Genomic DNA, 22,377 nt, shown 5'->3' with positions numbered 1-22,377 from the left:
GCCGAACAGCGATCTGCGGCCGGTGTCAGTCCCTCGGCACCGGCCGCAGCAGCAGGTGGTGCGGGTGGAGTGTGATGCCCACCCGGGTCGCGTCGCTCGAACCGGACACCTGCTCGAAGCGGTACCTGGTGGACAGCGCCGCCGTGATCAGCGTCAGCATCGCCATGGAGAAGTGATCGCTCGGGCACTTGCGATTGCCGACGCCGAACGGACTCATGGCGTATTTCGGCACGTCCTTGACGCGTTCCGGAAGCCAGCGGTCGGGGTCGAACTCGAGGTGGTGGGCGTACGACTTCGGGTCGCGCTGGATGGCGTAGGGGCTGTAGACGATGTCGGCCCCGGCCGGAATGCGATAGCCACCCAGTGACGTATCGGCGACCGCCCGTCGCGTCAGAATCCAGATCGCGGGGCGCAAACGCATCGCCTCCACGACGACATTGTTGGTGTGCCCGAGCCTGCGGACGTCCTCGAATGCCACGGGCCGGCCACCGGTGACGGATTCGACCTCCGCGCACACCTTGTCTGCGTGTTCCGGATGTTCCGAGAACACATGGAGCAGCCACATGATCGTGGAGGCCACGGTCTCGGCGCCCGCGGTGAGTATCGCGACGACCTGATCGTGGATCTCCTGTTCCCCTATGGGATCGCCATTCTCGTCCTTCGCGTCCAGCAATGCCGTCAGCAAATCGTCCGGCTTTTGACCAGATGCCCGGCGTTCGGCGACGATCTCGTCGACCAGGAGATGGAAATCGGCCAGGGCGCGGTTGAATGTGCGGTTGGCCGGGAGAGGCAGGTTGTAAAGCCGCCCGAGCGGGATCACCATCCGCCGGTACATACCGCGGAAGAGGGTGTCGAGCGCGGCACACAGCCGCTCGGCCCGCGCGTCCATGTACGCGCCGCGCAGCAGACAGCGGGCGGCGATGCGCACGGCGATCCGGAACGACTCGGAGGTGCAGTCGATGGTCTCGCCGGGCTTCCAGCGCTCGGTCAGCGCGTGTGCCTCCTCCTCCATGATCGGCCCGTACCCGGGGATCGCGTCGAGCCGGAAGGCGGGCTGGATGGTGCGCCGCTGACGCCGGTGCCGGGGGCCGTTCGCCGTGGCCACTCCCTCCTTGCCGAGCAGGCCTTCCAGGGACTCCCACAGCGGCCCGGCGATCTCGAAGTCGGTGCTCAGCGCCAGCGCGCCGGTGAGGTCCGGCGCGGTGACGGCGTACACCGTCTTCGGGCCGAGCCTGAGCCGTACGACGTCGCCGTGGGCCCTGAGCCCGGCCATGAAGGCCAGCGGATCGCGGACCAGCTTCCAGCCGTGGCCGAGAAGCGGAACTTTCCCGCCCGCGAGGGGCGGCTCACGCAGTTCCGAAGTCCCACGGGGTTGGGCTTCGGGGCGGACGGACTCGACGGTCATTGCTCACCTGCCGCTTCGTTGTTGACGTACGGGGGCGTGGACCGGTCGTCCCAGCTGTCGACCATGTACCGGCCGGACTCGTGGTGGAACCAGTAGACCGAGCTGAACCAGTTGCGCATATTGCGGACGCAGGCGCGCACGGCGGCGCAGAGTTCCTTTCCCCACGCCGTGCCGTCGGCCAGCGAGTCGGCGAATTCCAGGGCGTCCCGCTCGGCCACGAGGAACTCGGATATGCAGTCCTCGACGCGTTGTCTGACTTCCGCCACCGTCTCTTCCAGAGTCAGCCCCTTGTGTGTGATGAGGCTGATTCCGAGATTGTGGACCTCGTCGCCGGCGATTTCCTTGGGGAATGAGCAGAGGTCGTTGTACCAGGCGGCGAATTCCTGGCTCAGTAACGCCGGCCGCCGATATGCCGGGTGTTTTCGTACCCGGTCCGGTAGTTCCAGCCCGGCGCTCGGCTCGAGCAGGTCGGTCCAGATCCAGTGCGCGAAGGTGAGCCGGCGCAGTTCGAGATAGTCCTCGACCGTGGGGATGTGCCCCTCGGTGCGGTTGCGGAATTCCCGGTCGTACGCCTCGATCACCGCGTGGAAGTGCCGGGCGAACCGGGCGTTCCAGGTGGGGGGCAGGAACGAATACAGCCGCACCACGCTGTCCGCGAACCCCGCGACCAGCGGGTCCGCGTGATGCAGATGGTCCTGGGGTGAGTCGAGCGCCGCGTGCAGGCGGAACCTCAGCCGACGCCAGGCGGCCGGGCGGTGGTGGACGATGTCGCGGTCGTGCCGGTCGTCCCAGACGAAGAACCACGCGCTGAAGTCCGCGATCGCCTGGAGCACCTCGTCGGGGGCGCCGATGTAGTACCCCGCCATGAGGTCGGTGTAGCAAAGGCCGTCGGCATATTCATCGACCTTGTCGGCCGGCATCAGCCGCCTTTCCAGCAGCCAGGTGCGGGTCTTCTCCTGGAGTTGGGGCCAATACGGATGGAGTTGCCTGGGAAACGCTGCTTCGATCACCGGGAGAGAGAGCGAGGGTGGTACCGGGACCGCCGTCGGTGTCGATGTGGTGCCGCGTGAGAAAGCATGCACGAACAAACCCCTCTCAGCCGCCAGTTGTACACGCCCCTCCCGCTGTGCCGGGCGTGCGCCGTCGCGTATCCCCGCACTTCCATTCAGCACCACAACTGACCGATCTGGGAACGGATTTGCTTCATTCACTACCCCACGATGCCGAGAATCTCCCCCTATGTGACTGGACCTGGATCACAATCTGCCTGTATGGGATCGAACGTGCGACGGACATGCGAACGGCGCCTGGTCAGGAAGGGGATCCTGAACAGGCGCCGTACGGAAGGGACTTGTGGGGCTCTTGAGCGGAACTCAGTCGTTCGCGACGACGGGGTAACGGGGCTCGTTCTCGGCCATCTGCCGGAGCGCGTCCTTGCGCTCCCGCTTGGAGAGACGGTCGATGTAGAGGTAGCCGTACAGGTGGTCGGTCTCGTGCTGCAAACACCGGGCGAAGTACCCGGTGCCGCGCACCTTGACCGGGTTGCCCTTCTCGTCCTGCCCGGTCACCTCGGCGTAGTCGGGGCGGGCCAGCGCGGCGTACGCCGTCGGCACGGACAGGCAGCCCTCGTTGCTGTCGTCCAGACGGCGCCGGTCGGCGGGCAGCTCGACGAGCTTGGGGTTGCACACGACACCGACGTGCCGCTTGCCCTCGTCGTCCATGCAGTCGTAGACGAAAACCTTCAGGTCGACACCGATCTGGTTGGCGGCCAGGCCCACGCCCTCGGCGGTGCGCTGGCTCGCGAACATGTCGTCGACCAGCTTCAGCAGCTCGTCGTCGAACGCGGTGACGTCCTTGCACTCCTTGTGGAGCACCGGGTTCCCGACGACCGTGATGGGCCGCGAGGTGCCACGCTCGCGGTACGCCTGCTCGCGCTCCTCGCAGTCCTCCGTGTCGATGACGAAGCCCTCGTCGTCGACGGGGAGCACGCCCGCGTGCTGCTGTTCGGTGTCCTGCTGGGCCATGACAGACGTACGCCTTCCTGCACAAACAAAAGAAAAGGGGGATGTGATGCTGATACAGGGTACGGCGAATGCTCAGCAGACCTCTTCGAGATCCCGCCAGTCACGCGAATCCGGGCTGTCGGCGACCCATCCGTCCAGCAGTCCCCGCACCAGTGACGCGGGTGCGGCGACGCCACACTCCCGCTCCGGCACCCACAGCTGACCGTCGGTGCGGTGCCCCAGCGGCCCGGGGTGACCGGGCTCACTGTGGTCGTGCGGGTCCAGGTGCTCCCCGTCGCCCTCGTCCGACGGCATCCGCGACTCGGAGCACATCCGGCACAGCAGCCGCACCGACGACGACCAGTCCTCCGCGGCGAACCCGGCGTCGGCCGCGAGCTGCTCCAGGGCGTCCCGGTCGGCCTCGGTGGCGGCCTCCAGGAGGACCACCCAGGTGGGGACCGGCGAGGGCGCCCACAGCTCGATCTCGTCGAAGACGGGGTAGGCGTGCCCGGCGGACGTGGTCCGCTCGCCGTGCGGCACCCCGTCGTGCAGCACAACCTCGCCCCAGCGCCGCCCGGAGGACGGCAGCGGGATCGACAGCACCTCGATGCGGGCGGGGTCGAGCCGCCGCCCCCACACGACCTCGGCCTCCCCCTCCGGGGACAGCCGTACGGCCGCGCTGCCCAGGTCCATCCCGACCGGCTCACCGGACTCGGTCGCCCCGCCCGGCACCCGCAGCCCGTACGCCTGCCAGGCCCGCCGGGCCAGCGGCCAGTCCTGCAGCGCGGTGGCCGCGATGCCGACGTTCCACCAGTCGGGCGCCCCGGTCTCCCGGTCGAGCAGCGCCACGGCACGCAGCCCGGCCGCCCGGGCCTGCTCCCAGTCGTGCCGGAACTTGTGCAGCAGGGCGAGGTTGAACCAGGACTCCGAAAGCCAGGGCTCCAGATCGGCGGCACGGGTCAGCAACGCGCCCGCGTCGTCGTACCGACCGTCACCGATCAACGTGAACGCACGGTCGGTGGCCTGCCGCCAGGAGGCGGAGGGCCGGTGCCGTCCCTTGCCGAAGATCCTCACGATTCCCGCCTGCCAGTTCCGTGGAGTGGGCTGGCTAGTGCTCGCCCCCGGACACCCTCTCATTCGCATCCAACCACGTACGGCTGGAAGGGCGCTCATTACCCATGGGTTACCCAGCCACAGGCCATGTCAGACAGTCCCTGGACAGCACCCGTGCGAGCGAACCCACCACCTCGGGCGCGTAGTCCCCGGCGGTGCCCAGCCGCAGCTCCTCCAGCGCCTTCAGTGGCCCGCCGGGCCCCGCGTCCCGCGCCTTCTCCTCGTAGGCGTTCACGGCCCGCACGATCCGCGCGGCGACCGGCTGCTCCGGGCAGGGGTCGGCGAGCCGCTCCACGACCGTCGCCACCTGCGGATGCACCCCCGTCTGCCGTACGACGGCCCCGCCGAGCAGCGCGATCCGCCGCTGTTCCTCGACGGGCAGCCCGGCGGTGGCCCCGGCCGGCACCGGGTCGACCAGGCTCAGCTGCCCGATGTCGTGCATGAGCGCCGCGTACTCCAGCACGGTGAGCTCCGCCTCGGACAGACCCAGGTCCCGCCCGACCTCCCGGCTGAGCGCCGCCACCCGCCGGGCGTGTCCGGCCGGGGTGTACCCGGCGATCTCGGTGGCCCGGGCGAGGGAGGCGATGGTCTGCCGGTAGGTGGTCCGCACGGCGGCGTAGCGGCGCAGGGACATCTGGGTGAGCAGGAGGGGGAGCGAGAAGAGGGGCAGCGCCCACAGCCCGACCACGGCGACCGCGAGCGCCATCACCGCGCCCGTCGCGCAGACGGCCGACCCGATCCCGAGCGTCGCCCGCAGCTCGTCCCGCAGCAGCGGCCCGAACGGCCACCGGGTGCGGGAGTGGGCCAGCGCGGCGGCGAGCAGGGCGTCGCACAGGGCGGTCAGGGAGAGGATCGCGAGCAGGAGCAGGGCGTAGCCGGGGCCCCAGCCGTGGAACGTGCCCTGGTTGTACAGGGGTTGGAAGCAGACGGCGGCGAAGCCGGCGGTGAGCACGCGCCGGGCGAGGTGGTCGAGCACGGGGCGCCCGCGCGCGATGTGCGGCACGCTGCCGAGGAGCGAGGCGGCGAGGACGACGGCGCCGACCTGCAGGACCCCGTGGTGGGTGGGGTGCCCGCCGTCCTCCCCCAGCAGGGCGTACGACAGCGCCGCGGCGGCGCCGAGCGGGGCGGCCTCCCTGCCCTCCGCGCCGGTCCACCGGGTGAGCTCGCCGACGGTGACGAGGACGCCGAAGGCGAGGGCGGTGCCGCGTTCGTCGAGCCCGTGCCCGAGACTGCCGAGGAGGGAGCCTGCGGCGACGAGGGCCGCGGAGGTGTGGACCAGGGTGAGGAGGAGGGGCGGTTTGCCGGTGGTGCGGGGGGCGCTCATCGGTGCGCTCCCGGAACACCCGCGACCGGCGGGCGCGCAGGGGGCGTACACGCCTCGTCGGCGGTCACGGCGGGATGCCATCCGTACTGGTCCACGGCTCGGGCGAGAGCCGTGACCATCCGGGGGTCGAACTGCGAGCCCGCGCACTTCTCCAGCTCGCCCAGGGCGACGGACACGGGCCGGGCCCTGGAATACGACCGGGTCGACGTCATCGCGTCGAACGCGTCGGCGACCGCCACCACCCGTGCCGACTCCGGGATCTGGCCCCCCATCAGCCCGTAGGGGTACCCGCTCCCGTCCAGCCGCTCATGGTGATGCAGCACGGCGGCCCGGGCCTCGCCGAGGAAGGAGATCCCCCGGACCATCTCGTGCCCGTACTCGGGGTGCAGCTCGATCACCCGTCGCTCCTCGGGCGTGAGCGGCCCGTTCTTGCGCAGCAGCCGGGTGGGCACCCCCAGCTTCCCCACGTCGTGCAGGATCCCGGCGAACCGCAGCACCTCGACGCGCTCGTCGGCCAGGCCCAGCTCACGCGCGATCATCATCGAGGCCTGCCCGACCCGCTCGCTGTGGCCGCGGGTGTAGCCGTCCTTGATGTCGACGGCCTGGACCAGCGCCCGAATGGTCGCCTGATGAGCCGCGCGTTCCCGGTGGTACTGGGCGAACACCCACCACGACACGCACATCGGCAGCAGCACGAGCAGCGCGGCGACGGAGCCGTAGGGACTGCGCCACAGCACGGCCATCATCAGCCCGGCCAGACCGTGTACGGCGATGGGCGCGAGCGACCGCAGGAAGAGCCCCCGCAAGGCGCGCGGCACCGGCACCCGCTCGGCCAGCACGAGAATCCCGCCGTCCAGCGCGGTCAGGACCAGACAGATCGTCAGTACCGCGCCCCCCGCCGACAGCAGCGCACACGGGAATTCGCCCGCCGCCACGGCATCCCGCCCGTCCAGTGCCCCGTGCACCCGGGCCGCCGCCCACAGCGCCACGGCGAGCTGGGCGGCCCGCCAGATCCGGCGTGTCCACAACGGCCGTTGCCCGGCCGGCGACAGCAGGGCACCCGGCACCGCGACCAGCGCGGCGGCGGACGGCGGCAGCAGAAAGGCCCCGGCGAGCAGCACGGGATAGAAGGTGCCCGCGAACCGCCGTCGGGCGGCGATCTGCTCACCGGCGGCGTACAGCGCGGCCAGCAGGACGACCGCCCACCAGGGCACGGGGGCACCGCCCGCGCCCTTGAGCCAGCGGGGATGTGTCGCGAGCAGGGGGACGAGCAAGGGAAGGAGACAGGCGAGGGCACACAGCGCCACACAGGCGACGTACACACGCGCCCGTGCCGGTGTCGCGTCCATCTTCGACGCCCCTCCCCAACCATGACCTGCTCAGCTCAACGCGGAGCCTAGGTCGGTGAGAGGGGCGGCTGCGGGCTTGTCACGCGCCGATTAGCACGTTCGAGTGACGGCAGCCCGTTCCCGGGACGGGGAGTTCAGGACTCCTGCGGCGTCGCGGTCACGTCGTGGTCGGGCACCGCCTGCCCGGAGCGGATCAGGTCGAGCCGCCCCAGGACCTTGGCGCGCAGGTCGGTCGGTACGTCGTCATGCCCGCAGCAGCGCTTGACCAGCTTCTTCACGGCCTCTTCCAGGCCGTACTTCTCCAGGCACGGCGAGCACTCCGTGAAGTGCTGCTTGAACTTGTCGCGGTCGACGTCCGGCATCTCACTGTCGAGGAACTCGTAGAGATGATCGAGTACCTCACTGCAGTCCGTCTCGTGCGGCTCTCCGCAGCTCATGAGCCCGAACCTTTCACTTCGTTCGACTCTCCGGCGCCGGCCGGGACCAGTCCGCGCTCGCGCGCGTAGTCCTCGAGCATGCCGCGCAGTTGACGACGGCCCCGGTGCAGCCGGGACATCACCGTACCGATGGGTGTCCCCATGATGTCCGCGATCTCCTTGTACGCAAAGCCCTCTACGTCGGCGAGGTACACGGCGATGCGGAATTCCTCGGGGATCGCCTGGAGGGCTTCCTTCACGTCCGAGTCGGGCAGGTGGTCGAGCGCCTGCGACTCCGCGGAGCGCAAGCCCGTCGACATGTGCGACTCGGCGCGGGCGAGCTGCCAGTCCTCGATCTCCTCGGCCGCGGAGCGCTGGGGTTCGCGCTGCTTCTTGCGGTACGAGTTGATGAAGGTGTTGGTGAGGATCCGGTACAGCCACGCCTTGAGGTTGGTGCCCTCGCGGAACTGGTGGAAGGACGCGTACGCCTTGGCGTACGTCTCCTGCACCAGGTCCTCGGCGTCGGCCGGGTTGCGCGTCATGCGCAGCGCGGCCGAGTACATCTGGTCGAGGAATTCGAGCGCGTCCCGCTCGAAGCGCGCGCTGCGCTCGGCGGTCGACTCCGTGGACGTGCCCACGCTCGTGCCCAGGCCCTCGGGCTGCTCCGCCTGGCCGTTGTCGGTCCCTGCGTCGGTACCGGGAACCGGACCCACCTCCTCAAGATTCTGGGCAGGGCCGAAGCCGGTCCCGCCTGAATCGGAGGATAGACGACCTGCCGTACCTGCCGCCGCTCGAATAGGAGCGGTCTTGGCCGCGTGCAGCACTGTCCAGTCCAAGTCAGTGCGGCTGCTGCGGCTCGGGCAGATGGTCGAACCCATGCGGCGGACTTCCTCTCCTACGTCGTCTGCGCTGCTTGTTCAGCACCGCTGTCCGCCACAACAGAGGCCGGGCTCCCGACATTCCCGAAGCTTTACCCGAGTGACCCGACCCACTTCACCACCGCGTCCGTGATGATCGCCACGGCCTCGTCCTGATCGAGGGGCGCCCTCTTGGGTACGGCGAACCCGTGATCGCCGTACGGCACGTCGACCAGCTCGAAGTCGCCGTCCGGGAACTCCTCCGGCTTCCCGAACGGATCGTTCCCACCCTGGACGACGAGGGTGGGCACCCCGGCCCCGAGCAGCTCGTCGGCGCGGGACTTCTCGGGCTTGCCCGGCGGGTGGAGGGGGAAGCTCAGCGCGAGCACGGCGTGGGCGCCCAGTTCGACGGCCGTACGGCAGGCGACCCGGGCCCCGGCGCTGCGTCCGCCGGAGATCACGGGCAGCCCGGGCCCGGCGAGCGCGGGCCAGATGCCGCGCCAGCCCACGTCGAGGGTCTTCGGGGCGGGCGCCACCTTCTTGCCGGCCACCCTCCAGGGCTGCTCCACGCGGGCGACGGTCACCCCCTGGGCCGGGAGGACCTGGGCGAGCGCCCTCAGATCGCGCGCCTCGATGCCGCCTCCGGCGCCGTGGCTCACGGCCAGGACCAGCCGCGCCTTCTTCGCCGGGTGCCAGGTGATGCGGGCGTCCCCCGCATCCGTGCCCATGATCTCGGTCGTCACGTCAGACTCGGTCGTCACGTCAGAACAGTGTGCCCTCTTCGGGGCCGTCCAGCTCCTTCAGCAGCTCCGGGCCGTTGTTGCGGACGTTGCTGACCAGTGTGGAGACGGGGTAGGCACGCATCCGTCCGGCGGGCGGCGGGTCGAGCAGCGTCCGCAGCTCCTCGGCGTCGGTGCGGGACGGGTCGAGCCAGGCGTCCCACCGCTCCGGCGTCAGCATCAGCGGCATACGGGGGTGGATGTCGGCCAGTGCGTTCGGGCCCTCGGCGGGCGCCACCGCCAGCGGGGTCGTCTCCGCCTCCGTCGTGATGACGGAACAGGTCACCCACCAGGCCTGGGGATGCTCGTCGGGCAGCGTCCGGTCCCGCCAGAACTCGTACAGCCCGGCCATCGCGAACACCGACCCGTCGGCGGGCAGCACGAAGTACGGCTGCTTGCGCGGCCGTTTCCGCTTCCCCTCGACCTCCAGGTCCCGTTCCTGGGCGCCGGTGACCCACTCGTAGTAGCCGTCGGCGGGGATGATGCAGCGCCGGGAGGTGAAGGCCCGCCGGTACGACGGCTTCTCGTGCACCGTCTCCGCGCGCGCGTTGATCATTTTGAAGGCGGTCTCGGGGGTCTTGGACCAGCTGGGCACCAGCCCCCACTTCAGCTTTCGCAGCTGTCGAACCGGCCGGGGATCCGGGGCGTCTTTCAAGGGACGGTCGAGGACGACGTGGACCTCCTTGGTGGGGGCCACGTTGTAGTCCGGCTCCAGGGTCTCCTCGGGCTCCCACTTCTCGATCTCAAAGATTCCTGCGAGATCCTCGGGCCTACGACTCGCTGCATACCGTCCGCACATACGTGCCACACTGCCAGATTCCATCCGACCACAGGGAGCCATCGCCTTACATGGACAGCACCGCATCCGCCTCGCTCGCCTCCCTCTGGGACGAGGTCTCCGGTACGCAGCCCGACCCCGATCTGTGGGTCGTGGTCGCCACCCTGGTCGTCGCGCTCGCCGTCGTCGTCCCGCACGTCCTGTGGCGCGTCTCGCGCAACGCCATCACCATCGCCCACGAGGGCGGCCACGGCCTGGTCGCGCTGCTGACCGGCCGGACCCTGACCGGCATACGCCTGCACTCCGACACCAGCGGCCTCACCGTCAGCCGCGGCAAGCCGCACGGCCTCGGCATGATCCTCACCGCGGCCTCGGGCTACACGGCTCCTCCGCTGCTGGGCCTCGGCGGCGCCGCGCTGCTGGCCTCCGGCCGGATCACGCTCCTGCTGTGGCTGGCGACGGCCCTGCTGGTGGCGATGCTGGTGATGATCCGCAACGCGTACGGGGCACTGACGGTGTTCGTCGCGGGCGGCACATTCGTGCTGGTGAGCTGGCTGACCGGCCCGCAGGTGCAGGCGGCGTTCGCATACGTGGTGGTGTGGTTCCTACTGGTGGGCGGGGTACGGCCGGCGTTCGAGCTGCAGGCGAAGAGGGCGAGGGGCGGGGCGGGAGACTCGGACGCGGATCAGCTGTCGCGGCTTACCCATGTGCCGGCGGGGTTGTGGTTGTTCCTGTTCCACGCGGTGAGTCTGTCTTCCCTGATAGGCGGGGGCAGGTGGCTTCTGGAGGTGTGATGCAGCCCCGAAGGGGCGCATCACACCGGGCGCGGGCTGTATCGATCTGCGGCTCCGCCGCGTGGGCCCGACCAGCCACAACGGACCCGCAGACGACAGACGGCCGACCCAACGCCCTCCTTATAGAGTGGGGCCCATGGCCCCGAACGACGCACCCACCGCCCTTTGGCCCGCCCCGCACGCGAGCGGAGCCGTCGACGCGACGGTCCACGTGCCCGGGTCCAAGTCGGTCACCAACCGCGCCCTCGTCCTCGCCGCCCTGGCGAGCGAGCCCGGCTGGCTGCGCCGCCCGCTGCGCTCCCGTGACACCTTGCTGATGGCCGGCGCGCTGCGGGCGATGGGCGTCGGCATCGAGGAGGGCGTGGGCCCCGAGGGCACCGGCGAGGCGTGGCGCGTGCTCCCGGCGGGCCTGCGGGGCCCGGCCACGGTCGACGTCGGCAACGCCGGCACGGTGATGCGCTTCCTGCCGCCGGTCGCCGCGCTGGCCGACGGCCCCATCCGCTTCGACGGAGACCCCAGGTCGTACGAACGCCCCCTGCACGGCGTGATCGACGCCCTGCGCGTCCTCGGCGCCCGGATCGACGACGACGGCCGGGGCGCGCTGCCGCTGACCGTGCACGGCGGGGGTGCCCTGGACGGCGGCCCGGTGGAGATCGACGCCTCGTCGTCGTCCCAGTTCGTGTCGGCGCTGCTGCTCTCCGGGCCGCGCTTCAACCAGGGCGTCGAGGTCCGCCACATCGGCTCCGCCCTCCCCTCCATGCCGCACATCCGCATGACCGTGGACATGCTGCGCTCGGTCGGTGCGCAGGTGGACACCCCGGAGTCGGGCGGCGAGCCGAACGTCTGGCGGGTCACGCCGGGCGCCCTGCTCGGCCGTGACCTGACCATCGAGCCGGATCTGTCCAACGCCCAGCCGTTCCTGGCGGCGGCGCTGGTGACCGGCGGCAAGGTCCTCGTCCCGGACTGGCCGACCCGTACCACCCAGCCCGGCGACCGGCTGCGCGAGATCTTCACCGAGATGGGCGGTTCCTGCGAACTCACCGAGTACGGGCTCGTGTTCACCGGTTCAGGTGCGATCCACGGCATCGACGTGGACCTGAGCGAGGTCGGCGAACTCACCCCGGGCATCGCGGCGGTCGCCGCCCTCGCGGACTCCCCCTCCACGCTCCGCGGCGTCGCACATCTGCGGCTGCACGAGACGGACCGCCTGGCCGCGCTGACCAAGGAGATCAACGAGCTCGGCGGCGACGTCACCGAGACCGCCGACGGCCTGCACATCCGCCCGCGCCGACTGCACGGCGGGGTCTTCCACACCTATGAGGACCACCGCATGGCGACGGCCGGCGCGATCATCGGCCTCGCGGTCGAGGGCGTACGGATCGAGAACGTGGCGACGACGGCGAAGACCCTGCCGGACTTCCCCGAGCTGTGGACCGGGATGCTCGGGGCGTAGGGACTTAACGCCATGCGCCGCTACGGCAAGCACACCGACGAAGACGACATCCGCAGCCGCCCCGGCCGCCGGGGCACCCGGCCCCGTACGCATATCCGGCCCAAGCACGAGGACGCCGCCGAGGGCATGGTCCTCACCGTCGACCGCGGGCGTCTGACCTGCCTCGTCGAGGACCGGGTCGTGATGGCGATGAAGGCCCGCGAACTCGGCCGCAAGGCCGCCGTGGTCGGTGACCGGGTGGCGCTGGTCGGCGATCTGTCCGGCGCCAAGGACACCCTCGCGCGGATCGTGCGGATCGCGGAACGCACGTCCGTGCTCCGGCGGACGGCGGATGACGACGATCCGTTCGAGCGCGTCGTGGTGGCGAACGCCGACCAACTCGCCATAGTCACCGCCCTCGCCGACCCCGAGCCGCGGCCTCGGCTGATCGACCGCTGTCTGGTGGCGGCGTTCGACGGGGGGCTGGAGCCGTTGCTGGTGATGACGAAGTCGGACCTGGCGCCGCCGGACAAACTCCTGGAGCTCTACGGGGCGTTGGACATCCCGTATGTCGTCACCAGCCGTGAGGAGCTGGAGAACGGTGGCGCGGCGGACCGGGTGCGGGAGCAACTGGACGGCAGGGTCACGGCGTTCGTCGGTCACTCGGGTGTGGGCAAGACGACGCTGGTGAACGCGCTGGTGCCGGAGGAACGGCGGCGTTCGACCGGTCATGTGAACGCGGTGACGGGCCGCGGGCGGCACACCACGACGTCGGCGCTGGCGCTGCCGCTGACGGTGGTCGACGGCTGGGTGATCGACACCCCGGGGGTCCGTTCCTTCGGCCTCGCTCATGTCGACCCGTCCCGGGTGATCCACGCGTTCCCCGACCTGGAAGCGGGAACCGAAGGCTGCCCGCGTGCGTGCAGTCATGACGAACCGGACTGCGCGCTGGACGACTGGGTGGCGGAGGGTCACGCCGATCAGGCGCGGCTGTACTCGCTACGGCGGCTGCTGGCCTCGCGGGAGCACACGGAGGGCGACTGACCTCCGCGTTGTTTGTCTCCCTGTAGGGCTGGTAAGGGCATAATCGCACCGAGCCGGATCCAAGCCAGACCAAAGCCTGACGAACCTGACGAAGCAGTCACAGAACGTGGGGATACGGGAGGACAGCACATGGCGTGGCTGCTGGTCATCGTGGCGGGGATGCTCGAAACCGGCTTCGCCGTCTGCCTGAAGCTGTCGCACGGCTTCTCCCGCCTGTGGCCGACCGTCGCCTTCTGCATCTTCGCCCTCGGTAGTTTCGGACTGCTGACGCTGTCGCTGAAGAAGCTGGACGTGGGGCCGGCGTATGCGGTGTGGACGGGGATCGGGGCGACGGGGACGGCGATCTACGGGATGATCTTCCTCGGGGACATCGTGTCGACGTTGAAGATCGTCTCGATCAGTCTGGTGATCGTGGGGATCGTCGGATTGCAGTTGTCCGGCTCGTCGCACTGATCGAAGCGCCGCCCGACGCACTGTGGCGGGCTTCCTCCGGAGGTCAGCCGGTCAACTGCCGGTGGAGCGCGCTGCGTACGAGGTCGGCTACGCCGCCTTCGCCGGGTGGGGCGGCGACGCAGGACAGGGCCAGTCTGACGACGAGTTCGCAGGAGCGGGCGAGGTCGGGGGTCTCGGACTTGTTGATGCCGGGCCCGGACAGGACCGATACGGCCCGGTCGCGGACGATGGCCACGAAGTCGCCGGGCGAGGGCAGGGGGCCGTCGGCGCGCCGCTGTGCCGGTACGGCGGAGGAGGACGGGACGGCCGAGAGGGTCGGTGAAGGCAGTCGCTCGCTCCAGCAGCCGGTGAGCATGGCGCGGACCAGGGCGTTGTCGCGGGCGAGTGTGGCGGTCCACTCCGCGGTGGCGGTGAGGCGCTCGCGGGCGTCGCTGTGCGTGGCGAGGGCGCGGTCGACGCCGGCGAGGTATCCATCGGCCTCCCTCCGCACGAGCGCGCGGGCGAGGCCTTCCTTGCTCCCGAACTCGTTGTACAGCGTCTGCCGGGACACTCCGGCCGCCGCGGCCACGTCCACCATCCGCACGGCAGACCACGACCGGCGCGCCAGCGCCGTATAAGCAGCGTCCAGCAGGGATTCCCGCGCTGCAGGCATCATCGCCTCCCTGAGCGAGCGGCTCTGCGCCCAGATTTGACGCGCACAGAGGCACTGTCAAGGGTTCGCGAGGGCACGCGGGGGCGCCATTCACTTACGACGCGCGGGCCTCCGGCGGGTGGGCGCGGGTGCCTGCGGGTACCTGCGGCGAGTGCGGGGGGGGGGGGGAGTGCCTGCGGGTACCTGCGGCGAGTGCGCGGGGATGCCTGCCGAAGGCACCCGCAGGTCTGTGGCGGCCTGTGCGGGTGAGGTGGAGGTTCGCGTAGGCCCGCGGGTGCGTCGTGGGTGGGGCCCGTGCCCGCCGTACGCGGCTTCGGGTCCGCCCAGCCGCGGGCAGCCGTGTCGCTGGGGCGGCACGGGTGGGCGCGGGCGGCACCCCGCCGGCGCCGGGCCGCGCGCCCCACCCCGCCCAGCTGCAAAGCCGGGCAACCCGGCAAACGGGCGGCACCCGCGAACCGGCCCAGCCGACGCAGTCACCCCGCGCCGGGCCGCGCGACCCGCCCCCGCCCCGCCCCCACACCGGGCAACCCGGCAAGCGGCCGGTCCCTGTGACCCGGCCCAGCCGACGCAGTCACCTGGTAGCCCCACCCCGACCACGACAGATACGGTTCGTCTCATGCCGGACTACCTCGACGATCTCCGCCTCGCCCACGTCCTCGCGGACGCCGCCGACGCCGCCACCATGGGCCGCTTCAAGGCGCTCGACCTCAAGGTCGAGACAAAGCCGGACATGACGCCGGTGAGCGAGGCCGACAAGGCCGCCGAGGAGCTGATCCGCGGGCAGCTGCAGCGGGCCCGGCCGAGAGACGCGATCCTCGGTGAGGAGTACGGCATCGAGGGCACCGGCCCCCGCCGCTGGGTGATCGACCCGATCGACGGCACCAAGAACTACGTACGCGGCGTCCCGGTCTGGGCCACGCTCATCGCCCTGATGGAGGCGGGCGAGACCGGCTTCCAGCCGGTCGTGGGCGTCGTCTCCGCCCCGGCGCTCGGCCGCCGCTGGTGGGGCGCCAAGGGGCACGGCGCCTTCAGCGGCCGCAGCCTCTCCTCCGCGAGCCGTCTGCAGGTCTCCCGCGTCTCGAAGCTGACGGACGCCTCGTTCGCGTACTCCTCACTCAGCGGGTGGGAGGACCAGGGCCGGCTGGGCGGCTTCCTCGACCTGACCCGCGAGGTGTGGCGCACGCGCGCGTACGGCGACTTCTGGCCCTACATGATGGTCGCCGAGGGGTCGGTGGACATGTGCGCCGAGCCGGAGCTGTCTCTGTGGGACATGGCCGCCACCGCGATCATCGTCACCGAGGCCGGCGGCAGCTTCACCGGCCTCGACGGCCGCCCGGGCCCGCACAGCGGCAACGCGGCCGCCTCGAACGGCCTCCTGCACGACGAGTTCCTCGGGTATCTCAACCAGCGCTACTGACGCGCCCGTCGCGCCCCGTACCAGCCGCACGCGCCCCCTTGTTGACCCGCGCTTTACCTGCAACCCTGAGAGTCCCCCCACTTGTGAATTTGTGAAACCGCGAACAAAGCCGTGAACGCAGCGGCGGGGGGGCACACCAGGAGGTGGCTCCATCCATGCTCGTACGTGACGCCATGAGCACCGTGGTCCTCACCATCGGTCCCACCCACACCCTTCGCCAGGCCGCCGCGCTGATGTCCGCCCGTCGGGTCGGCGCGGCCGTGGTCCACGACCCCGACGCCGGCGGTATCGGCATCCTCACCGAACGCGACATCCTCAACTCCGTCGGCCTCGGCCAGAACCCGGACAGCGAACGCACCCACGACCACACCACCAACGACGTCGTGTTCGCCGCCCCGTCGTGGACCCTGGAGGAGGCGGCCCGCGCCATGGCGCACGGCGGCTTCCGCCATCTGATCGTCCTGGACCACGACGAGCCCGTCGGCATCGTCTCGGTCCGCGACATCATCCGCTGCTGGGCACCCGTACGGCAGCACGTACCGGCCTAGGAACGGCCGGGGAAACGACCCGCGAACCGGCCCGCGCACCGGGCCGGGCTCCCAAGGAACCCGGCCCGTCCGCCACCCTCGCCCCATTCTGGACTTCGTCCAAATTGAAACGGGCTCCAAAGTCACACCCATTCGGAACCTAGCCCTTCTGCTGTTAAGGTGTTCTGCATGAGTGACCTTCTGGAACGGCTGCGAGGACGCGGATGGCGAATGACCGCGCAGCGGCGTGTCGTGGCCGAGGTCCTCGCCGGCGATCACGTCCACCTGACGGCCGACGAGGTGCACGCGCGGGCCGTCGCCAAGCTGCCCGAGATCTCCCGGGCGACCGTCTACAACACCCTGGGCGAGCTGGTCACCCTCGGTGAGGTGCTCGAGGTCTCCACCGACAAGCGCGCGAAGCGGTACGACCCGAACGCCCACCGGCCCCACCACCACCTGGTCTGCGCCCAGTGCGGCTCGATCCGGGACGTCCACCCGACGGGCAACCCGATGGCCGACCTCCCCGACTCCGAGCGCTTCGGCTTCACGGTCTCGGACGTCGAGGTGACCTACCGCGGCATCTGCCCGAACTGCGCGAAGGCCTGAGGCCCTCAACACCCTGAACCCGCCACACCCCTGAGCCCCGGCACCGGTGAGTGCCGGGGCTTTGTGCTGCCTGCGCGCGGACGGGGTTCCCGAATCTGACGGACCGTCATATGGTCGACGGCACCCACACGTCCGTTCCGCACTCCGCAAGGAGACCGAAGTGGGAGAGCCGCATTCGCCGTATCCCAAACTCAAGGCCCATGACCTCACCCGCGCCTTCGGCCGAGCCCCCCACACGGTCGACGCCCTCGGCCCCCTCGATCTGACCGTCGCCCCCGGCGAGTTCGTCTGTGTCGTCGGCCCCTCCGGCTGCGGCAAGTCCACTCTTCTCCGCATCGCCGCGGGCCTGCTCCGCCCGAGCACGGGCGCGCTGGAGATCCGCACATCCAGCACACGCCCCGCGGCCATGATCTTCCAGGACTACGGCATCTACGACTGGAAGACCGTCCGCGCCAACGTCCGCTTCGGCCTGGACATCCAACGCGTCCCCCGCCGCGAGGCGAACGCCCGCGCCGACGACTGGCTGGCCCGGATGGGCCTGTCGGACTTCGCGGACGCCTACCCGGCCACCCTCTCCGGCGGCATGCGCCAACGCGTGGCGATCGCCCGGGCGCTGGCCGTGCAGCCCGAACTCCTACTGATGGACGAGCCGTTCGCGGCGCTCGACGCCCAGCTCCGCACGATCCTCCAGGACGAACTCCTGGACATCACCCAGTCGCTGAGGACGACCACGCTCTTCATCACCCACAGCCTGGAGGAGGCCATCGTCCTCGGCGACCGCGTGCTGGTGATGTCCGCCCGCCCGGGCCGGATCATCTCCGAGCACCGTCCGCCCTTCCCGCGCCCGCGCACCGGCGACATCCGCGCCACACCCGAGTTCACGGCGTTGAAGAGCGAGCTGTGGGACCTGCTGCGGAAGGAGGCGGTACCGGCATGACGATAGTCACCAAGCCATCCGCCGAGTCGGTCCTGGTCCGCCGCCCGGGCCCGCACGAACTCCACCCCGCCCGCACCCACCGCCGCAGGCGCGCGCTGGAGCTGTCGCTGGCGCTGGCCGTACCCCTCTTCCTGGTCCTCCTCTGGCAACTGGCCGCCTCCCAGGCCTGGATCGACGCCCGTGTCTACCCGGCCCCGTCCACGATCCTCGCCGACGGCTGGGACCGGGCCGCGGCCGGCGACCTGTGGCCGGACGTGTGGGCGACGCTGAAGCGCGTCCTGGCGGGCTACGCGGCGGGCACGGCGGCGGGGTACGCCCTGGGCCTCCTGATGGGCTCCTTCTCCCTAGTCCGAGCGGCCCTGGAACCGCTCCTGGACGCGCTGTACGTCGTACCGAAACTGGCCCTGCTGCCGATCTTCCTGAACATGTTCGGCCTGGGCGAGGGCCCGCAGGTGGCGCTGGTGGCGGCGACGGTGTTCTTCTTCGTCTGGATCTCCACCATGTCCGCGGTCATGTCCATCCCCTCCGGCCACCGCGACGCGGGCCAGGTCTTCGGCGCCTCGCGATGGCAGATGTTCCGCCACGTCCTGCTCCCGGCGTCGTTGCCGTCGGTCCTGGTGGGCGCGCGCATCGCGGCGGGCGTGGCGGTCCTGGTCATCGTCGCGTCGGAGCAGATCGCCGCGACGAACGGCCTGGGCCATCTGATCTTCGACTCGCGCGCGCTGTTCCAGAACGACGTGATGTTCGTCGGCATCGTCTGCGTCGCCGTCCTGGGGGTGCTCTTCTCCGAACTGATCCGCTTCGCCGGCCGCCTGCTCACCCCGTGGGCACCGAGGGACCGAGGAAGGGGCCAGTCATGAGCAGGAGGACCCACGCATACGCCGTAGTCCTCGCCGCAGGAGCAACACTGCTGGCGTCGGCGGCCTGCTCATCGCCGTACGAGTCGGACTCCTCGTCGAAGACAGCCGCAGGACAACGCACCGTCCGCCCGGTCGAGGGCTGCGGCGCGAAGGCCTGGACGGACCCGAAGGACCTCTCCCCGAACCGAACTCCGGCCCGCTGCCTCCCCGGAACTCCTCCCCCACAGCCCCTGTCCGAGCCCCGTGAGCTGACGATCGCGACGGGAACGCTGAGCGCCGAGTACGTGGCCCCGCTACAAGTCGCCCTCGACAAAGGTGAGTTCAAGAAGGAGGGCCTGGACGTCGAACTGAAGGTCCTTCCGACCCCGGACGCACTGCCCCTGCTGGCCAAGGGGGACATCGACGCCCTGTGGGCGGCCCCGGAGGCGGCGGTCATGAACGGCATCAAGGGCGGCTTCGACATCAAGTGGGTCGCGGGGAACTTCGCACCCGACCCGAAGTCGAAGAGCGGCCTGTGGGTGCGCCTGAAGGAGGGCGAGAGCGCGAGCCGGGTCGCCATGGCGGGCCGCAGGCTGGGCACGATGATCGGCAAGGGCTCGGTCATCGCGTACCCCATGGAGAAGGCACTGGAGCAGCACGGCGGCGGCCTGGCCGAGATCCAGTACCAGCAACTGGGCTCCGCCGACGTCCTCACGGCCCTGCAGAACGGCGGCGTCGACTCCGCATGGCTCCTGGACCCGGTCTGGCGCAAGGTGGACGGCAAGCGGGGCTACGCCTTCCTGGGCGGCCAGCCGGCAGGCGAACCCCTGGGCGGCATGCTCTACGGCCGCACACTGCTGCAGGACGACGTGGACGCGGGCGTGGCACTCCTCAGGGCCTACATCCGCACGGTGAACACGTACTTCGCATCGGACTACAAGCAGGATGCGAGCTTCGTCACATACCTGGCCAAACTCCTGAAGTCGGAGGAGGCCATCCTCAAATCCACCCCACCCCTGCGCATGGACTGGGAAATCCGCTCCGGCACGACGACACGCCTCCAGTCGGCCTACGAGGCCCAGGGCGTGGCGGAGGGAAGCCCCCTACAGGAATCACAGACCGTGAACCGCACGCTGTACGAGGAGGCGGTGGGCCACGTGCCCTGACGCCTCCCCGACATACACCTAGGGCCGGAACCCTTACGGATTCCGGCCCTAGGCCTTCAGTAGCGGGGACAGGATTTGAACCTGCGACCTCTGGGTTATGAGCCCAGCGAGCTACCGAGCTGCTCCACCCCGCGGCGATGAATGCAACATTACGTCAAGGATGCGGACAGAGGCAAATCGCTTCCGCCCCGTCGCTCTCTGCCACTACCCCAGAACCCACCTCACCCGCAGCCCAAGCCGCCCAAGCTCACCGCACCGTCACGCCGAAAGCTCCTCCCGCAGAGCATCACGCAACCGCGCAGCCCGCTTCGCAACCTCCCGCGGCCCCAAACTCACCGCCCGGTCAGCCCACCGCTGCCCCTCCGCCAGCTCCCCGCGACGCGCGTAGACCAGAGCCAGCCGCAACGCCGACCGCCCGTGCCCGGCGTCAGCCGCCCGAGTCCACCACATCGCAGCCTCCGGCTCACTCCCCTCCCGGGCGAGCAGCAGCCCCAGATTGAACGCGCCGTTCCGCGACCCGGCCTCGGCCGCCTCCCGGTACCACCGGGCCGCCTCCACCACGTCCCCCCGAGCAGCGGCGAGCATCCCCACCCGCACCTGTGCCCGCCGATGCCCCTGGGAAGCCGCCCGCTCGTACCACTCCTCGCACTCAGTCTTCTCGTGCGCCGGCTCCCCCAGCTCATGCGCGGGCTCCGGCGGCCGCCGAGCGTCCAGCACGGTCGCCAGCCGATACGCGGCCTCCGCGCTGCCGGCCCCGGCCGCGCACCGCAGATGCCGCTCAGCGGCGAGTTCGTCCCCGTCCCGCAGCCGCGCGATGCCGACCTGCAGCGCCGCCTCCGTGTGCCCGGCGGCAGCGGCACGCTCGTACCACCGCAGCGCGGCCCGCCCCTCGCCCCGCCCGGCGTGCAGGATGCCCAGGTTGAACGCGGCGTCCACGCTCCCCGCCTCCGCGGCCTTGGAGAACCACGGCTCGGCGCCTGTCGCATCGCCGCCCTGCAGCAGCAGGATCGCCAGCGCGTTCGCCGCCTCGCGGTGCCCGGCGTACGCCGCCCGCCGGTACCACTGCTCGGCCTGCGCGGTACGCCCCTGCTCGGCGCAGAGCAGCCCGAGGTTGTACGCGCCGTTCACATCGCCGGCGTCCATCGCGGCCCGGTACCACCGCTCGGCGGTCTGCGTCTCCCCGCGCTCGGCGTGCAGCGCGCCCAGCGCGTTGGCCGCGTTGCCGTCGCCGTCCTGCGCGGCCCGCAGCCACCACACGGCGGCGCTCTCGGTGTCCCCGGCGTCCCGCAGCAGGAACCCGAGCGCGCAGGCGGCCCGCGCCTCCCCGTCCTTGGCGGACGTCAGATACCAGCGCCCGGCCTCCTTGAGCTCCCCGCGCTTCTCCAGGATCGCCCCGAGATGCAGCGCGGCCCGCCGGTGCCCGCGCGCGGCGGCCTGCCGGTACCACTGCTCGGCCTCGTCCAGCAGCGGCTCGCTGGGCGCGACACCGTTGTCGGCTCCGTCCTCGCCCGTGCGCCCCGCCTGCCGGTCGAGCGCACGCGCCAGCCGGTACGCCGCCTCCCGGTGCCCGCGCTCGGCCGCGGCCCGCATCCACTGCTCGGCCGCGCCGTCGCTGCGGTGCTCCAGCAGATCGGCGAGCGCGTACGTGCCCAGCGCGTGTCCCTGCTCGGCGGACTGCCGCAGCCAGTACTCGGCGGCGGGCTCGTCGCCCCGCTCGCGGTGATGGCGTCCCAGCGCGTGCGCGGCCGCGGCCGACCCGGCGACGGCGGCGATCCGCCACCATCCGGCGGCCTCGTCGGCGTATCCGCGCTGGTGAAGAAGGACTCCCAGGTTGTTGGCGGCGGCCCGGTCCCCGGCGGCGGTGGCGGCCCGCAGATGGGGCTCGGCCCCGTCGAGATCGCCGCGGCGCAGCAGCATGGCCCCGAGGACGCTCATCGCCTCGGCGTCACCGGCCTCGGCTGCGAGCCGCTGCCTCGCCTCCTCGGCGGCATCCCCCGCCTCGTCCCGGTCGGTCGGCCGGTCGAAGGCGAAGTCGCCCTCCGGCTGGGCGAGGTCACCCACCGGCAGCGAGGCACTGTCCGTCGGCTGCGCGAAATCGCCCGTCGGCTGCACAAAGTCGGCAGGCTGCACAAACCGCCCTGTCTCCAACAGAGTTGCCTTGTCCCCCATAACGTCCATCGTCGCACCACCTGCAACCTGGGTACACCTGGTATACCGCAGCCATTGAGGTCACTTCAGCGTTTTGTCGACATGCCCACAGAGAGACAAGTCAAACACAGTTCTGCCAACTCCCCACGGCGGCGCGACCGCCCCACCCCCCGGCACATGCGTTCGCACATCACGAAGGCCCGGATCCTCTGGAGGATCCGGGCCTTCGCTGTCGTACGAAATATTCGTCGACTTCAGTAGCGGGGACAGGATTTGAACCTGCGACCTCTGGGTTATGAGCCCAGCGAGCTACCGAGCTGCTCCACCCCGCGCCGTTG

General features: G+C 70.8%; 22 protein-coding genes and 2 tRNA genes. 10 read left to right on the top strand and 14 right to left on the bottom strand.

The window, feature by feature from the left end; all coding sequences use genetic code 11:
- Positions 1–25: 25 nt before the first annotated feature.
- The 10 genes from PBV52_RS32320 to PBV52_RS32275 form a co-directional block, all read right to left on the bottom strand.
- A complete protein-coding gene (locus tag PBV52_RS32320; protein WP_274243214.1) occupies positions 26–1,405 on the bottom strand; it encodes a cytochrome P450 in 1,380 nt (459 codons plus the stop codon).
- The gene (cyc1, locus tag PBV52_RS32315; RefSeq protein WP_274243213.1) at positions 1,402–2,487 is read right to left on the bottom strand and encodes an epi-isozizaene synthase; all 1,086 of its coding nucleotides are present in this window, start codon (positions 2,485–2,487) and stop codon (positions 1,402–1,404) included. Before cyc1 ends, PBV52_RS32320 begins: the two co-directional genes overlap by 4 nt.
- Positions 2,488–2,778: 291 nt before the next feature.
- Positions 2,779–3,429 carry a peptide deformylase gene (gene def / locus PBV52_RS32310; protein WP_274243211.1) on the bottom strand — a complete coding sequence of 217 codons (651 nt, stop codon included), beginning with the start codon at positions 3,427–3,429 and terminating at the stop codon, positions 2,779–2,781.
- Positions 3,430–3,501: 72 nt separating this feature from the next.
- Positions 3,502–4,482 carry a hypothetical protein gene (locus PBV52_RS32305; protein ID WP_274243210.1) on the bottom strand — a complete coding sequence of 327 codons (981 nt, stop codon included), beginning with the start codon at positions 4,480–4,482 and terminating at the stop codon, positions 3,502–3,504.
- 109 nt (positions 4,483–4,591) lie between these two features.
- Positions 4,592–5,845 (bottom strand): HD-GYP domain-containing protein, encoded by a 1,254-nt coding sequence (locus tag PBV52_RS32300; protein ID WP_274243209.1) that lies wholly within the window; start codon positions 5,843–5,845, stop codon positions 4,592–4,594.
- Positions 5,842–7,194, bottom strand: a complete 1,353-nt coding sequence (locus PBV52_RS32295; protein ID WP_274243208.1) for an HD-GYP domain-containing protein — start codon at positions 7,192–7,194, stop codon at positions 5,842–5,844. Before PBV52_RS32295 ends, PBV52_RS32300 begins: the two co-directional genes overlap by 4 nt.
- A 134-nt stretch (positions 7,195–7,328) precedes the next feature.
- On the bottom strand, positions 7,329–7,631 hold the full coding sequence (gene rsrA / locus PBV52_RS32290) for a mycothiol system anti-sigma-R factor (RefSeq protein WP_030052446.1): 303 nt from the start codon (positions 7,629–7,631) through the stop codon (positions 7,329–7,331).
- Complete coding sequence (gene sigR / locus PBV52_RS32285; RefSeq protein WP_128434547.1) at positions 7,628–8,323, bottom strand: RNA polymerase sigma factor SigR; 696 nt, start codon at positions 8,321–8,323, stop codon at positions 7,628–7,630. The genes rsrA and sigR overlap by 4 nt, the downstream gene beginning before the upstream one ends.
- A 257-nt stretch (positions 8,324–8,580) precedes the next feature.
- Positions 8,581–9,195, bottom strand: coding sequence for an alpha/beta family hydrolase (locus PBV52_RS32280; protein WP_274249741.1), 615 nt, complete (start codon positions 9,193–9,195; stop codon positions 8,581–8,583).
- 34 nt (positions 9,196–9,229) lie between these two features.
- Positions 9,230–10,045, bottom strand: coding sequence for an SOS response-associated peptidase (locus PBV52_RS32275; protein WP_274243205.1), 816 nt, complete (start codon positions 10,043–10,045; stop codon positions 9,230–9,232).
- A gap of 50 nt (positions 10,046–10,095) precedes the next feature.
- Here PBV52_RS32275 and PBV52_RS32270 point away from each other — a divergent pair, with 50 nt between their 5' ends.
- The 4 genes from PBV52_RS32270 (at position 10,096) to PBV52_RS32255 (ending at position 13,747) form a co-directional block, all read left to right on the top strand.
- Complete coding sequence (locus PBV52_RS32270) at positions 10,096–10,818, top strand: M50 family metallopeptidase (protein ID WP_274243203.1); 723 nt, start codon at positions 10,096–10,098, stop codon at positions 10,816–10,818.
- Between the two features lie 136 nt (positions 10,819–10,954).
- On the top strand, positions 10,955–12,271 hold the full coding sequence (aroA, locus tag PBV52_RS32265; protein ID WP_274243201.1) for a 3-phosphoshikimate 1-carboxyvinyltransferase: 1,317 nt from the start codon (positions 10,955–10,957) through the stop codon (positions 12,269–12,271).
- Between the two features lie 12 nt (positions 12,272–12,283).
- Positions 12,284–13,294 carry a ribosome small subunit-dependent GTPase A gene (gene rsgA, locus PBV52_RS32260; RefSeq protein WP_274243199.1) on the top strand — a complete coding sequence of 337 codons (1,011 nt, stop codon included), beginning with the start codon at positions 12,284–12,286 and terminating at the stop codon, positions 13,292–13,294.
- Between the two features lie 129 nt (positions 13,295–13,423).
- Positions 13,424–13,747, top strand: a complete 324-nt coding sequence (locus PBV52_RS32255; RefSeq protein ID WP_274243197.1) for a multidrug efflux SMR transporter — start codon at positions 13,424–13,426, stop codon at positions 13,745–13,747.
- A gap of 43 nt (positions 13,748–13,790) precedes the next feature.
- Here the strand turns inward: PBV52_RS32255 and PBV52_RS32250 are convergent, their stop codons facing one another.
- A complete protein-coding gene (locus tag PBV52_RS32250; protein ID WP_274243196.1) occupies positions 13,791–14,402 on the bottom strand; it encodes a TetR/AcrR family transcriptional regulator in 612 nt (203 codons plus the stop codon).
- Between the two features lie 613 nt (positions 14,403–15,015).
- Here PBV52_RS32250 and hisN point away from each other — a divergent pair.
- From hisN to PBV52_RS32220, 6 genes are all read left to right on the top strand, one after another.
- Positions 15,016–15,816, top strand: a complete 801-nt coding sequence (gene hisN, locus PBV52_RS32245) for a histidinol-phosphatase (protein ID WP_274243193.1) — start codon at positions 15,016–15,018, stop codon at positions 15,814–15,816.
- 155 nt (positions 15,817–15,971) lie between these two features.
- Positions 15,972–16,364, top strand: coding sequence for a cyclic nucleotide-binding/CBS domain-containing protein (locus PBV52_RS32240; RefSeq protein WP_274243192.1), 393 nt, complete (start codon positions 15,972–15,974; stop codon positions 16,362–16,364).
- Between the two features lie 168 nt (positions 16,365–16,532).
- Complete coding sequence (locus tag PBV52_RS32235) at positions 16,533–16,949, top strand: Fur family transcriptional regulator (RefSeq protein ID WP_062700520.1); 417 nt, start codon at positions 16,533–16,535, stop codon at positions 16,947–16,949.
- A 160-nt stretch (positions 16,950–17,109) separates the two neighbouring features.
- Positions 17,110–17,886 carry an ABC transporter ATP-binding protein gene (locus PBV52_RS32230; protein ID WP_274243190.1) on the top strand — a complete coding sequence of 259 codons (777 nt, stop codon included), beginning with the start codon at positions 17,110–17,112 and terminating at the stop codon, positions 17,884–17,886.
- Complete coding sequence (locus PBV52_RS32225) at positions 17,883–18,746, top strand: ABC transporter permease (protein WP_274243189.1); 864 nt, start codon at positions 17,883–17,885, stop codon at positions 18,744–18,746. The genes PBV52_RS32230 and PBV52_RS32225 overlap by 4 nt, the downstream gene beginning before the upstream one ends.
- Positions 18,743–19,891 (top strand): ABC transporter substrate-binding protein, encoded by a 1,149-nt coding sequence (locus PBV52_RS32220; protein ID WP_274243188.1) that lies wholly within the window; start codon positions 18,743–18,745, stop codon positions 19,889–19,891. Before PBV52_RS32225 ends, PBV52_RS32220 begins: the two co-directional genes overlap by 4 nt.
- A 60-nt stretch (positions 19,892–19,951) precedes the next feature.
- Here PBV52_RS32220 and PBV52_RS32215 read toward each other — a convergent pair.
- From PBV52_RS32215 to PBV52_RS32205, 3 genes are all read right to left on the bottom strand, one after another.
- Positions 19,952–20,025, bottom strand: a tRNA-Met gene (locus PBV52_RS32215).
- A 124-nt stretch (positions 20,026–20,149) separates the two neighbouring features.
- Entirely contained in the window at positions 20,150–22,069 is a 1,920-nt protein-coding gene (locus PBV52_RS32210) for a tetratricopeptide repeat protein (protein ID WP_274243186.1), read from the bottom strand.
- Positions 22,070–22,297: 228 nt separating this feature from the next.
- Positions 22,298–22,371, bottom strand: a tRNA-Met gene (locus tag PBV52_RS32205).
- Positions 22,372–22,377 lie beyond the last annotated feature (6 nt).

This window comes from Streptomyces sp. T12 (assembly GCF_028736035.1).
GTDB lineage: Bacteria > Actinomycetota > Actinomycetes > Streptomycetales > Streptomycetaceae > Streptomyces.
This window is presented reverse-complemented; position numbering and strand designations above follow the sequence as displayed.